Source organism: Streptococcus caledonicus, from assembly GCF_042656225.1.
Classification (GTDB): domain Bacteria; phylum Bacillota; class Bacilli; order Lactobacillales; family Streptococcaceae; genus Streptococcus; species Streptococcus caledonicus.
On sequence record NZ_JBHSOJ010000001.1, the window covers coordinates 26,701 to 40,305 of the forward strand.

Consider the following 13,605-nt stretch of genomic DNA (forward strand, 5'->3'; position numbering starts at 1 on the left):
TTTCAGCTTATAATTTTAATGATTTGAACGACGATAATAAAAAAATATTGATAAAAGATGAAATAAAATGGATTAATTCTCCCTTTAAATTTGTATATTTTCAGTGTATCTGTTATAATCTTAAACGAAAAATGAAATTATAGGGATAAATATTATAGAAAGGACTGTTCAGTTAGAGCAAAAACTGAATGAACTACAGGGTTAGAAAATCAAATGACGCATAGAATGGTGAACCTATTTTCTGATTGCTGCTTAGTTGGTATTGTATGATCAATAAAAAAAATAGACATGAACTGATTAAAATGATTATTTCAGAAAATCATGTTGGAACTCAAGAAGAAATTAAAGTGCTCCTTGAAGATTACGGAGTCTCTGTCACGCAGGCAACACTTTCTCGTGATTTAAGAGAACTTAGTCTTTTGAAACTTCGTGACGATGAGGGAAAACTTTACTATAGTTTATCGGAGGCCGCTAGTTCACACTTTAGTCAAGCAGCTAGGTCATATATTCGTCGAGTGGCGCGTGCAGGATTTATGCTTGTTTTTCATACAGAGTTAGGTGAAGCAGATGTTTTAGCAAATATCATAGATAAAGATGCTAATGAAAATATTTTAGGAACAATTGCTGGCGCAGATACACTTCTTGTTGTTTGTAAAGACGAGACTATTGCAAGCGATTATGAAAAAGATTTGCTTGCTAGTATTTAAAAACAGTAATAAATTTGGGAAAGGAGTGTTTAGTTAGTTTTTAATTGACTAAACTTGGGCTTAGTGAAAATCAGATAGGGGCAGATATTGTTAAATTGATTTTTGCTCAGATTGATGCCTCTATTTAAAATGATTTTTAACCAGTGAATGTCACAGGTTTAAGCTCCATTAATCAATAAGTTATGGCAAATGAAAAAATTTCGCCAGGCATGCAACAGTATTTGGATATTAAAGCACAGTATCCAGATGCTTTTTTGCTTTTTCGCATGGGCGATTTCTACGAACTTTTTTATGAGGATGCGGTCAAAGCTGCGCAGATTTTAGAGATTGGCTTGACAAGTCGTAATAAAAATGCTGAAAATCCTATTCCAATGGCGGGAGTACCTCATCATTCTGCGCAACAATATATAGATGTACTCGTTGAGTTGGGGCATAAGGTGGCTATTGCTGAACAGATGGAAGATCCTAAGACTGCAGTTGGTGTGGTTAAGCGAGAAGTTGTTCAGGTAATTACCCCAGGAACAGCTGTTGATTCTACAAAACCAGATAATGGCAATAACTTCCTAGTTGCTGTTGACCGTAAAGGACAGGATTTTGCTCTGTCTTATATGGATGTTTCAACGGGTGAATTTTTTGTGACTAACTTATCTGATTTTTCTAGTGTTTGCAGTGAAGTGCAGAACCTTAAGGCACGTGAAGTGGTTATCGGTTATCAGTTGTCAGAAGAAGATGAGCATATTTTAACCAAGCAGATGAATATTTTATTGTCTCAGGAGTTAGACGTTTACAGTGATGTTCATTTGATTGACAGTGCGTTGACAGATTTGGAAAAAGCTGCCGCTGGAAAATTATTGCAATACATTCATCGCACTCAAATGAGAGAGCTGTCTCACTTGCAAAAGGTAGTTCACTATGAAGTTAAAGATTACCTTCAAATGAGTTATGCAACGAAGTCAAGTTTAGACTTGCTTGAAAATGCAAGGACGACCAAAAAGCATGGCAGCCTTTACTGGTTGTTAGATGAAACCAAAACAGCAATGGGCATGCGTTTATTGCGCAACTGGATTGACAGACCCTTAGTCTCCTTAGAGCGAATTTTAGAGCGTCAAGAAATCATAGCAGTCTTTTTAGAGCAATTTATTGAACGTAGTGATCTATCAGATGGTCTTAAAGGTGTTTATGATATTGAACGTTTAGCAAGCCGTGTGTCATTTGGTAAGGCCAATCCTAAAGATTTATTACAATTAGGCCAAACCTTAGCTCAAGTGCCCTATATCAAAGCAATTTTAGAATCATTCGGACATCAGGCAGTTGACACACTTGTCAATCAAATTGACACCTTGCCTGAACTAGAAAATCTCATTCGTTCAGCCATTGACCCAGATGCTCCAGCGACGGTTTCTGAGGGGAATATCATCCGAACAGGCTTTGACGAGACCTTAGACAAGTACCGTAAAGTGATGAAAGAAGGAACAACTTGGATTGCTGATATTGAGGTACGAGAACGTGCTGCGACAGGGATCAATAACCTCAAAATTGATTACAATAGAAAAGACGGTTACTATTTCCATGTGACCAATTCTAACCTCTCCTTAGTACCAGATTATTTTTTTCGTAAGGCTACCCTCAAAAATTCAGAGCGTTTTGGAACAGCAGAATTAGCAAAAATTGAGGGTGAAATGCTTGAAGCGCGTGAGCAATCTGCAACGCTTGAATACGATATTTTCATGCGTATTCGTGCACAGGTTGAACGCTACATTGATCGTTTACAGAGGTTAGCTAAAGCAATCGCAACAGTTGATGTTCTACAGAGCTTGGCAGTGGTAGCAGAGATTAATCATTATGTGCGCCCAGCATTTAATGATAATCAAACGATTGCTATTGAAAAAGGTCGCCATGCGGTTGTCGAAAAAGTTATGGGAGTTCAAGCTTACATTCCCAATAGTATCCATTTTGATAGTCAGACAACCATGCAGCTGATTACAGGGCCAAATATGTCTGGTAAATCAACCTACATGAGACAGTTAGCTTTGACAGTCATTATGGCACAGATGGGATCTTATGTAGCGGCGGATTCGGTTTCTTTACCGGTATTTGACGCCATCTTTACACGTATTGGGGCGGCAGATGATTTGATTTCAGGTCAATCAACTTTCATGGTGGAAATGATGGAAGCTAACCATGCAATTCAACGAGCTACTCAAAAATCTTTAATTCTTTTTGATGAACTTGGACGAGGAACGGCTACCTATGACGGAATGGCTTTGGCCCAGTCAATCATTGAATACATTCATGATAAAGTTGGAGCTAAGACTATGTTTGCAACTCATTATCATGAGTTGACAGAGCTGTCAATGTCGTTGACAAGTCTTGTAAATGTTCATGTATCGACCTTAGAAAAAGATGGAGAAGTCACTTTCCTCCACAAAATTGCGGATGGTCCTGCGGATAAATCATATGGTATTCATGTGGCGAAAATTGCTGGGCTTCCAAGGCCCTTACTGAGCCGTGCGGACAGTATTTTGACGAAATTGGAAACTGGAGCAGTTCAACTCAATACAGTAGAAGAGCAGTTGAGAGACGTAGAGCAATCTCATATTGGAGAACAGCTCAGCCTTTTCCCAGAAAATGAAAACTCAGTACTAATTGAAAAATTACAAGCGATTGATGTGATGAATCTAACTCCAATGGAGGCGATGAATGCCCTCTACGAGTTGAAGAAGTTAGTGTAGTGAGAGATGAGATTTATCGGATTTACACGATAAACAGATAAAACAACTAAGAGTTTTATGGTTTATTACTATTTCAATAGTGCAATGAGGGCAGCAATCATTTATTGGGAATAATATAAATGAAAAATCATTATAAAAAACGACTTTGTTCAAGTGTTGAAGAAGTCGTTTTTTGATGTGTCTGTTGTAACTAGGTCTATTTTTTTATCTTATGATATAATAGAACTCAAATAAAGCGAGGAAAATTATGACAAAAATTATTGAATTACCTGAGGTTTTAGCTAACCAAATTGCTGCTGGAGAGGTTGTTGAACGTCCTGCAAGTGTGGTCAAAGAATTGCTTGAAAATGCTATTGATGCAGGCAGTAAGCAAGTAACCATTGAGATTGAAGAAGCAGGGCTCAAAAAGATTCAAATAACCGATAATGGTGAAGGAATGAGTTCTAGTGATGTCGAACTTGCTCTACGCCGCCATGCCACTAGTAAGATAAAGACACAGGCAGATCTTTTTCGTATCAGAACGCTTGGATTTCGTGGTGAGGCCATGCCATCTATTGCTTCAATCAGTCATATGACTATTGTTACCGCTACGGAGGGTGAAGAGCACGGGACAATCTTAGTTTCAAATGGCGGTAAAATTGAAAGTATTGAGCCGATTGCCACCCCTATTGGTACTAAAATTACGGTGGAAAATCTCTTTTTCAATACCCCAGCTCGTCTCAAATACATGAAAACCCTGCAGTCGGAATTGGCCCATATCGTTGATGTGGTCAATCGCTTGAGCCTGGCTCATCCAGAAGTTGCTTTTACCCTTATTGCAGATGGACGTGAGCTGACTAAAACCTCCGGGACAGGAGATTTACGACAGGCTATTGCTGGTATCTATGGGTTAAATACTGCTAAAAAGATGGTTGAGATTTCAGCTTCAGACCTTGATTTTGAAGTATCAGGTTATGTCTCTTTACCAGAGTTGACAAGGGCTAATCGTAATTATATTACTCTTTTAATTAATGGCCGTTACATTAAAAACTTTTTGCTTAATCGAGCGATTTTAGATGGCTATGGTTCTAAGCTCATGGTAGGACGTTTTCCATTGGCCGTGATTGATATCCAAATTGATCCCTACCTTGCTGATGTCAATGTCCATCCAACTAAGCAGGAGGTACGAATTTCTAAAGAGAAAGAACTGATGCAGCTGATTAGCTCTGCGATTGCTGATAGCTTGCGAGCTCAAGAGTTGATTCCAGATGCTTTAGAAAATCTAGCCAAATCAAGTGTCCGAAAAATCGAGAAGCCAGTACAAACTAGTCTCCCGCTAAAATCAACAAATCTTTATTACGATACAGAGAAACAAGATTTCTTTGTAAAACCTGAAACAACAATTGTTGAAGATGTTTTAATCTCTGAGAAAATAGCAGAGCCGTCAGAAGTTGACAATGTTGTAAACAAACCGTCAAGTGTCAAAGTGGCAGAGCGTAGCTGTTTTCCAGAAGATGATGAGCATGATAATCTTGATTTTAAAAATAAGGCAAAGCTGAATCGCCTCCTAGAAAATTTAGAAAACGAAGAACAGTCAACTTTCCCTGAGTTAGATTACTTTGGGCAGATGCACGGCACTTATTTGTTTGCTCAAGGAAAAGGCGGGCTCTATATTATTGACCAGCATGCGGCTCAGGAGCGTGTGAAATATGAATACTATCGTGACAAAATTGGTGACGTTGACAATTCTTTACAACAGCTACTAGTCCCTTATTTGTTTGAATTTTCAACTTCTGACTTTTTAAGTTTACAAGAAAAAATGCCCATGTTAAATGAAGTAGGGATTAACTTAGAATCCTATGGTGAAAATACCTTTATCTTGCGTGAGCATCCGATTTGGATGAAAGAAGAAGAGATTGAAAGTGGCATCTATGAGATGTGTGATATGCTGCTTCTAACAAATGAGGTGTCAATTAAGAAATACCGCGCAGAGCTTGCTATCATGATGAGCTGTAAACGTAGTATCAAGGCTAATCATACCTTAGATGATTATTCGGCTCGTAATTTGCTAGTACAGTTATCACAAACGAAAAATCCCTATAACTGTCCACACGGCAGACCAGTTCTTGTCAACTTTACAAAAGCTGATATGGAAAAAATGTTCCGCCGTATTCAGGAGAATCACACCAGTTTGAGAGAATTAGGGAAGTATTAGGATTTCTACACTAATGTAAAAGGATTTTGACTAGGATAAATAGTAGGCTTGCTATAAACTGAAGGAGGTTAGGATGTTTCTTGGGGACAAAATTAGATTAGCTAGATTGGCAGAGAATGACAGTCAAGAAAAATTAGCAGAAAAAATAGGTGTTTCTAGACAGACAGTCATTAATTAGGAAAAAGGGAGAACCATTCCAGATGGTCTAGCTAAGTGTTATCAACTTTCTTTAGATGACTGGTTGGAGTTATCGTTACCAAAAATCAAAAAATTGAGACAGTTCGATAATCTTAAAACTTATGGGATGATCTTTATTTACCTAGTAGGTCTCATTTTTGTTGATTTAAAAACAGCTCTTTTCTTAACGCTTGTTTATCGACTTATTGTGTTTGTTCTAATGATAAAGGAAACTCAAGAAAACATTGTAACCTAAAATCAATTTTTGGAGGTTACGTATGAAGGCTCGATTGGCAGTAGTACTCTACTTTTTAGCCTATGCTTTTCTATTTTTCTTTAATGGTGCTCAAATCATATTTGAAGAGATAATTGGACTATCATTGCAATGGAAATTAGTCTTGTATATTTTATTTTGGCTGTGGGGTATCGTTCTTTTCAAAAACGACTTATTAAACCAGTTAAAATCCTTTTTAAGTCACAAATGGAAATTAGTTTATCTTATTTTAGGTATTTTTATTTTGCAATTAGCTAGTGCTATTATTTTTAATTGGCTAAGTGATAGTATCATGACTGTTTTACATTTACAAGAAGAATTCTTAGCAAATGATCTTAGAGTTAGTGCAGTTATGATTCAGATGCCACTGTGGGCAACCATACCTGTGATGACTTTCTTTGGACCAATGGTTGAAGAACTTATTTTCCGTGGTATTATTCAGGAAAATTTGAATGAGAAAATATCTATTTGGATTGCTATTATTGTCCAAGCAGTACTACTTGGACTTCTTCATTTACATACAGTAACCTTGTCACAAATCTTACTGATATTTCCTCATATAGGCATAGGATTTGTATTTGGAATTGTTAAATATAAGTACAAAAATATTTGGTTTACCATTTTTCCTCATACTTTGAATAACCTCATTGGCTTATTATCAATTTAACCACCTTCGGGTGGTTTTATGCTATACTAGAAAGGATTTAGTGGAGGATTGAACATGTTAAAAAGAATAGCATTTGTCTTTGTGTTACTGCTGATTTCGACAGGAGTTTATATTGTGATTCGTAATCTTGTTATGGGAGGTACCTATGACTGGTACGATGGGATTGGAATATCTGCTTTAGCTACCTTTTTCTATTGGGTTTTAGTGAGTGTGTTGGAGAGAAAGAAACGCTCTTAGTAGAGATTAAGGAGATTATGAAGTGAAGGAATTTTTTAGCTTGCCCAAGCAGTTGCAGTGGCGTTTGGAGTTGAGCTTTCTATCTGTGGTTTTAGGATCTGCCATTTTCCCTTTTATGTCTATGTACTATGTGGAGTATTTTGGTGCTTTTATCACTGGAATGTTGGTCATCATTACACAGGTTTTCAGCTTTGTTGCAATCCTCTATGGGGGGCATTTGTCTGATTCGATAGGGCGTAAAAAAGTGGCAGATACTGGCAATATGGGTGTTGTGATTGGCTATATTTTAACCATGCTTGCCAATATTCCTGGACGAGTGATGCCACTTTTGACCTTTGTTGGGATTTTCATTGTTGAGATTATGTCGAATTTCAACCATCCTGCCTATGATGCTATGATTATTGACCTAACAGATGAGAAAAACCGTCGTTACGTTTACACCATCAATTATTGGTTAATTAATGTTGCGGTGATGTTGGGATCAGGAATTGCTGGTGCTTTTTATGACCATCATTTCTTCGAATTACTCATTGCTATGACAGGAATTGCCTTATTTACCTTTATGGCGATGTACTTTAAATTTGCCGAAACTAGACCGGTTAATCTGGATTTTAACCACGGTAAGGGGATTCTATCAACCTTTGCTAATTACGGAGACGTTGTCAAGGACAAGACTTTCATGATTTACTCAGCGGGAACAATTCTCTTTGCTAGTGTTTGGGCTCAGATTGACAATTACATTGCCGTTCATTACAAGACTATCTATCAGCCAAGCACCTTATTTGGTTTTGAGGTGACTGGGGCAAAATTGCTGAGCATCACTGTCTTAATCAATACCATCATGATTGTCCTCTTTATGACGACTGCCAACCGGCTGACGCGACAAATGACATTGATACCGCAACTCGTTTTAGGCTCTGCCATTTTTGCCAGTGGGCTCTTTGCAGCCTTTACCTTTAAGACTTTGGTACCAATCCTTCTATCAGCTGTTGTTTATACCATCGGTGAAATGATTAACGTCCCTGCCAGCCAGGTCTTACGTGCTCAGATGATGGACGACAATAAAATTGGGTCCTATTCAGGTTTTATTTCCATCGCCCAACCGCTGGGGATTGTCCTTGCAGGAGGTATGGTATCTTTGAGTGGTCTGACAGGTGTTTTAGGTGTCCAAATCGTATTCATTATTGTTGCAACTACAGGGGTGTTTCTCATTGTAAAAGCAGCGCAGATGCATGAGAAGGAGGTATCAAAATGAACCATTTATATGCCGTTGAAACGAAAGAGCAATTAGAAATTTATCAACAGTTTGTGAAACAACATGATAGTCTTTTAAAAGACTATGTCGCTTATTTAAGTAATAATTTTCAAGTTAAAGAATTACCCGAAGTGATTCTATGGTCTGATAAAAAGGTAGCGACTAGATATATTCGTGATATTGCTGTTCCTGCCTATACGAATGAGGTCCGTATGGTTATGACACCAGAGCTATCTGTCTGGCAAGAACTTTACGAAAAGCAACTGGATGATTATGAAGCTACTGAGCAAATAACCACGTTACGTCAGCATTATCAAAATATTTCTGAGAACTATCTGCTGCAAATCGTAGGTCATGAATTAGCACACTGGAGTGAACTCTTCTTAGATGATTTTGATGATGATCTAGAGCAGGATATCTGGTTTGAAGAGGGCATGGTTGAGTACATCAGCCGTCGTTATTTTTTGACGGAAACAGAGTTTGAGGCTGAAAAATCGGTAAATCAAGAATTGGTAGCCTTATTTCAAGAAAAATATGGGTGGCACTCTCTGTCAGAGTTTGGACAGAAAACCTATGAGGGAAGCTATGCTGCTATTTTTTATGAATATTGGCGCAGCTTTTTAGCCATAGACCAGTTAGTTGAAAGATTAGGATCTGTTCAAGCTGTTTTGGCTAGTTATCATGACTGGTCAGAAAGCAAAGCGAAGCAATCGCTTTTGGAATGGTTTGGCATAGAGAGCTAAAACTAGGATTTGACTGGCAATCAAATCAGAATAGAAAAAGGAGTTAGAGATGTACGATTACATCAAAGGAATATTAACGAAAATTACAGCTAAATATATTGTGGTGGAAACTGCAGGTCTTGGTTACATCATCAACGTTGCCAATCCTTACAGTTTTTCAGATAAGGTTGGTACCGAGGTTCAGATTTACCTCCACCAAGTTATCCGTGAGGACACCCATCTGCTTTTTGGCTTTCACAGTGAAGATGAAAAAGAGGTTTTCCTCAAGCTGATTTCGGTGTCAGGCATTGGTCCGACGACTGCGCTAGCTATTGTTGCCGTCGATGATAATGCAGGACTGGTTGCTGCGATTGACAATAGCGACATCAAATACCTGATGAAATTTCCTAAGATTGGGAAAAAAACAGCCCAACAAATGGTGCTGGACTTGGCAGGTGAATTTGTCGAAGCGCCTGTTGACAATAGCAAAGCTACTAAGGCTGTTCAGGCAGGAAACCCAGCCTTGGATGAGGCTATGGAAGCCCTCTTAGCCCTCGGCTACAAAGTAGCAGAGCTTAAGAAAATCAAATCCTTCTTTGAAGGAACTAATGAAACCGCAGAAAATTACATTAAATCAGCACTCAAAATGCTGATGAAATAAGATACAGAGCCGTTAAGCGATACACAGCAAAACAGGAAAGCTAACGCAGATGCTTTAGCATCGAGGAAGTCTTTATCTTTTTGCCAAGTATCGTAGGCGAGTTCAGTTAAGCAAGCTACAGAGCTATTAAAAATAGGAAATACCAAGGAGAACACATGAGCAAACGTTGTGGCTGGGTCAAACTGACCAATCCATTGTACATTGATTACCATGATAAGGAGTGGGGAAAGCCTCTCCATGATGAGCAAGCACTTTTTGAATTACTTTGCTTGGAATCTTATCAGGCTGGATTATCTTGGGAGACAGTCCTAAACAAACGCGCAGCTTTTCGCAAAGCATTCCATGATTATGAGATAGAAAAAGTTGCACAGATGACTGATAGTGACCTGGACAGTCTGCTTGACAATACTGACATCATTCGCCATAAGGCAAAGCTCTACGCTACAAGGGCTAATGCGCAAGCTTTTCTTAACGTTCAAAAAGCATTTGGAACCTTTGATAAGTACCTCTGGTCTTGGGTGGGGTTTACACCCATTGACAATAACGTTGACAATCATCAAGCAGTTCCTGTAAAGACAGAACTTTCTGAAAACCTCTCTAAAGATTTTAAAAAACGAGGTTTTAAGTTTGTTGGACCAGTATGCGTCTATTCCTATCTTCAAGCAGCAGGACTGATTAATGATCATGAGAAAACCTGCGAGTTTAGATAACCGAAAAAGCCTATCGACATCGGCAGGCTTATTTTTGTTTATAGAACTGCTCAACTTCTTTTTCCAGCATAGCTACTAAGTCATCTTCTTCAGTGAGTTTCAACAGTGTCAATCCTTTGTCAATCAGAGATTCATCCCTTTGACAGATACCAAGACGGACTTGGGCAAAGCCAAGGCTGTTATAAACTTTTAGCTCTTTTGAGAGTGTCAGGATTTTTTGAGTAAGTTGCTCACAATCTTTAATAAGTCCTTTTTGTAAATATATAGTTGACAGATTAGAGAGTAATGACAACTGGAAAGGTTTAATATCTCGGTAGTTTTTAAATCTATCTAAACTAACTAAAATTTTCTCAGTGATCAGCGGGAATGCTTCATCATTAAAATAAAAAATAATGTTAGCTAGTAAAGCTAATTCTGAACCGTACCATTGGTCTTTAACTTCTAATTCTTTCCATATATTTTCAGCAAGTATTTGAAGTGCTTGATTATTTTTAATACCGTTTTTTCTAATTTCTAATATGACAAGTCCTCTATGATAGATATTGCGTATAGGGATATCATTATGATTTTTGAGGTAATTTTGACAATCAATAAGTAATTTTTCTAATTCTTCTGTATTTGAATAAGAGATATTGTTTTGCATCTTGGTGATAATCTGTCTGCGTTCACTAGGGTAATATTCATTACAAATGTACTTAAATTCAGATAAAGTCATGTCTATTTGTTTTAACAGAAAAACCATGTTATCAAAACGAGGAATGATTTCTCCTTTTTCAATACGAGTAAGTGTTGAACGATTGAGAAAAGAGCCACAAACCTCCTCTTGAGTTAGACCTTTAGCCTGTCGTATTTCTTTATAAACTTTACCGTAATCCCATCTCATAAATATCCTCCTGATAAACTTATAATGTGAATTTTTGCAACATTTTTAACTTTGTTAAAATTTATATATTATACTTATTATATCAAAAACAAGAGAGGTATTGTAATGGTAAGAAAAATTAGCAAATTATTTTTGATTATTGTTCCGCTAGTTGCCGGTCTAATACTTAATGATCCGTGGTTGGATTTATGGCCATGGGGATAGCTGTGAGAGGAATTACAGAAAGAAGGTGAGTCCGATGGATTAGGTGAAATTTATATTTGTTGTTTTATTTTATATAATAAAAAGGAGTATATCATGTTTAATAAAATAAAAAATAATGTTTCATTAACACTAATTTTAATGGCTTTCTTAGGTCTTGGTTTAAAAAATGATGTTTCAGCTATTCAGGTGGCAGAGGTTCCAAGTACTAGATATGAAATCCATTTTGTAGGAGGGAATCATACAGAAAATAGATATACCTGGATGACTTTACGTTATCAGAATGGGTTTAGACGGTCTTACACGGTTGAACGACGGGACTGGGGAATTAATCCAGCGTATCTATATACCTACAGTTATACGACATACTAGTGTTTGTTTATGAATAAGGAATAAGTGAAGGGAGCAAAAAATGAGATTTTGGGTATTTGAATCTAAAAAATATCTTGCTAATCCGAAGAATATTATTTGTTTATCATTACTCGTGTTTATCATTTTTGGTCTTTTTGGGTTCAATCAGATAGTCTTAAAACCGAAATTAGCTATTCATGAAACAGAGATGGTAAATCTGAATTTACAAGAATCTCAGCGGTCAGTAGAAGAATTAGAGAGAATGGCTCAGATTTCTCCAAATGATGAGGAAGTTAATACTCAGCTAGGTTACGCAAAAGAGATTTACAATATTAGGTTAGAACAAAAATCTGCCTTAGACAAAGGAGATTTTTCGTTGTACTCTGACTTAGAAAATAATCTAAATAAGTTTCAGCTTTCCCAAATTGAGGATAAAGATTCCAAAGAGTATAAGGAAGTTATGAAGCGTATAGATTACCATCAGTCAATAAAGTCAGTAAACGGAGTTCCTAGCATTATCATCAATGATACAACAGATACATCTTTTGTTATAGGGCGTACAATCGTATCTTGGCTGTCCTCAACAACGTTTTTGGTTCTCTTCACAATTTTGTTAGCAGATAATCTTAGCAGTGAAATTGAAAGCTCTCAAATTCGACTTTACCATTTTTTAGGTCGAGGGAAAGTTAGTCATTTGATAACCAAGCTCATTGTACCAGTGTTTTGGACATTTTTAGCTACCATAATGAGTTTTGGTGTTCTTTATTTAGTAAAAGGGGTTATGGATGGCTTTGGAACGTGGCAATACCCTTATTTGACAGAAGACAAAACGATTGTTCCAATCTGGAGTATAACTTTAAAATCAGTTTTATTGTTTCTAAGCTCTTTATTCTTTATAACAAGCTTAGGACAACTTCTGTCACTAGTTTTCAAGAAGAGTTTAGTAACCATTGGAATGATTGTTGTAAGTTTGACTGGCTTTGCGACAATTGCACAAGAAGAATGGTTTCAGTCTATGAAAAAATTTTTCCCATTTGAGTATATGGGATATGATCAGATTCTTAATGATTCAGCCGTTTTACCTGATAATGTATTTTTAATCGGTATGACTTACTTGTTAACTTTGAGTATCATTTTCTTTATTATTTCAAACTATTTATATAAAAATTATTTTATTAGAAAAGTGGGGAAAGCATGAGTTTACAAGTTAAAAACTTAAATACAGATATCTTTCATGATCTTAACTTTACCATTTCTAATCAGGGAATTTTTGGTATAATTGGACGAAATGGTGTAGGTAAGAGTACTTTATTTAGTATTATCAATAAGGAGGTACTAATAAAGAGTGGCGGTTTACAATGTGGCAGAATCTCTTATATTCCGAATTTAGATATTTTTGATAAACATTTGGCAGCACAAGATTACGTCAATCTATTATCATCAGATGAAAAGAAAAGATTTAATTTCTATCTCAAACAAATGGGTGGAGCTGATTATTTAAAGAAAAAAATCGGGAAATATTCACTAGGAATGAAAGAATTATTTACTTTTGTTTATAGTTTGTCTATCAATAGTGACGTCTTAATATTAGATGAATTATTAGATGGGTTAGATGAAACTAGGCGTTTTAGAGCTTACCAGATACTTAAGGAACACAGTAGGGAGAAGATTATTTTGTTCACCTCTCATAATCTATCAGAAGTTTTTTCGGTCTGCGACACGGTTTTTTTACTAGAAATGAACGGATTAAAAGAAATTAAACAACCAGACGTCGCACGTGAATTTTTACTAGAAAAATAATAAAAACATAATACAATTAAAGGGCTTCTTTATT

At 36.7% G+C, this 13,605-nt stretch carries 14 protein-coding genes; 13 read left to right on the top strand and 1 reads right to left on the bottom strand.

Annotated features, from left to right (window positions below):
* Nucleotides 1-269: 269 nt before the first annotated feature.
* The 10 genes from argR (at nt 270) to ACFPQ3_RS00165 (ending at nt 10,336) form a co-directional block, all read left to right on the top strand.
* The gene (gene argR, locus ACFPQ3_RS00120; RefSeq protein ID WP_156805863.1) at nt 270-707 is read left to right on the top strand and encodes an arginine repressor; all 438 of its coding nucleotides are present in this window, start codon (nt 270-272) and stop codon (nt 705-707) included.
* 182 nt (nt 708-889) lie between these two features.
* Nucleotides 890-3,439, top strand: coding sequence for a DNA mismatch repair protein MutS (mutS, locus tag ACFPQ3_RS00125; RefSeq protein ID WP_156805817.1), 2,550 nt, complete (start codon nt 890-892; stop codon nt 3,437-3,439).
* A gap of 247 nt (nt 3,440-3,686) precedes the next feature.
* Nucleotides 3,687-5,633 carry a DNA mismatch repair endonuclease MutL gene (gene mutL / locus ACFPQ3_RS00130; RefSeq protein ID WP_156805818.1) on the top strand — a complete coding sequence of 649 codons (1,947 nt, stop codon included), beginning with the start codon at nt 3,687-3,689 and terminating at the stop codon, nt 5,631-5,633.
* A gap of 73 nt (nt 5,634-5,706) precedes the next feature.
* Complete coding sequence (locus ACFPQ3_RS00135; RefSeq protein WP_156805819.1) at nt 5,707-5,811, top strand: helix-turn-helix domain-containing protein; 105 nt, start codon at nt 5,707-5,709, stop codon at nt 5,809-5,811.
* Between the two features lie 277 nt (nt 5,812-6,088).
* Nucleotides 6,089-6,751, top strand: a complete 663-nt coding sequence (locus ACFPQ3_RS00140) for a CPBP family intramembrane glutamic endopeptidase (protein WP_156805820.1) — start codon at nt 6,089-6,091, stop codon at nt 6,749-6,751.
* Nucleotides 6,752-6,805: 54 nt separating this feature from the next.
* A complete protein-coding gene (locus ACFPQ3_RS00145; RefSeq protein WP_156805821.1) occupies nt 6,806-6,988 on the top strand; it encodes a hypothetical protein in 183 nt (60 codons plus the stop codon).
* Between the two features lie 22 nt (nt 6,989-7,010).
* Entirely contained in the window at nt 7,011-8,243 is a 1,233-nt protein-coding gene (locus ACFPQ3_RS00150; RefSeq protein ID WP_156805822.1) for an MFS transporter, read from the top strand.
* Complete coding sequence (locus ACFPQ3_RS00155) at nt 8,240-8,986, top strand: elongation factor Tu (protein ID WP_156805823.1); 747 nt, start codon at nt 8,240-8,242, stop codon at nt 8,984-8,986. Before ACFPQ3_RS00150 ends, ACFPQ3_RS00155 begins: the two co-directional genes overlap by 4 nt.
* A gap of 49 nt (nt 8,987-9,035) precedes the next feature.
* A complete protein-coding gene (gene ruvA, locus ACFPQ3_RS00160; RefSeq protein ID WP_156805824.1) occupies nt 9,036-9,626 on the top strand; it encodes a Holliday junction branch migration protein RuvA in 591 nt (196 codons plus the stop codon).
* A gap of 155 nt (nt 9,627-9,781) precedes the next feature.
* Entirely contained in the window at nt 9,782-10,336 is a 555-nt protein-coding gene (locus ACFPQ3_RS00165) for a DNA-3-methyladenine glycosylase I (RefSeq protein ID WP_156805825.1), read from the top strand.
* 28 nt (nt 10,337-10,364) lie between these two features.
* On the opposite strand, the gene ACFPQ3_RS00170 is transcribed toward ACFPQ3_RS00165, so the two are convergent.
* Nucleotides 10,365-11,219 (bottom strand): helix-turn-helix domain-containing protein, encoded by an 855-nt coding sequence (locus ACFPQ3_RS00170; protein ID WP_156805826.1) that lies wholly within the window; start codon nt 11,217-11,219, stop codon nt 10,365-10,367.
* A gap of 297 nt (nt 11,220-11,516) precedes the next feature.
* Between ACFPQ3_RS00170 and ACFPQ3_RS00175 the strand changes: the two genes are divergently transcribed.
* From ACFPQ3_RS00175 to ACFPQ3_RS00185, 3 genes are read left to right on the top strand one after another with little or no spacing between them, the layout of a single operon-like run.
* Complete coding sequence (locus ACFPQ3_RS00175) at nt 11,517-11,792, top strand: hypothetical protein (RefSeq protein ID WP_156805827.1); 276 nt, start codon at nt 11,517-11,519, stop codon at nt 11,790-11,792.
* A 40-nt stretch (nt 11,793-11,832) separates the two neighbouring features.
* The gene (locus tag ACFPQ3_RS00180; protein ID WP_156805828.1) at nt 11,833-12,969 is read left to right on the top strand and encodes an ABC transporter permease; all 1,137 of its coding nucleotides are present in this window, start codon (nt 11,833-11,835) and stop codon (nt 12,967-12,969) included.
* Nucleotides 12,966-13,571 (top strand): ATP-binding cassette domain-containing protein, encoded by a 606-nt coding sequence (locus ACFPQ3_RS00185; protein ID WP_156805829.1) that lies wholly within the window; start codon nt 12,966-12,968, stop codon nt 13,569-13,571. Before ACFPQ3_RS00180 ends, ACFPQ3_RS00185 begins: the two co-directional genes overlap by 4 nt.
* The last annotated feature ends 34 nt before the right edge of the window (nt 13,572-13,605 follow it).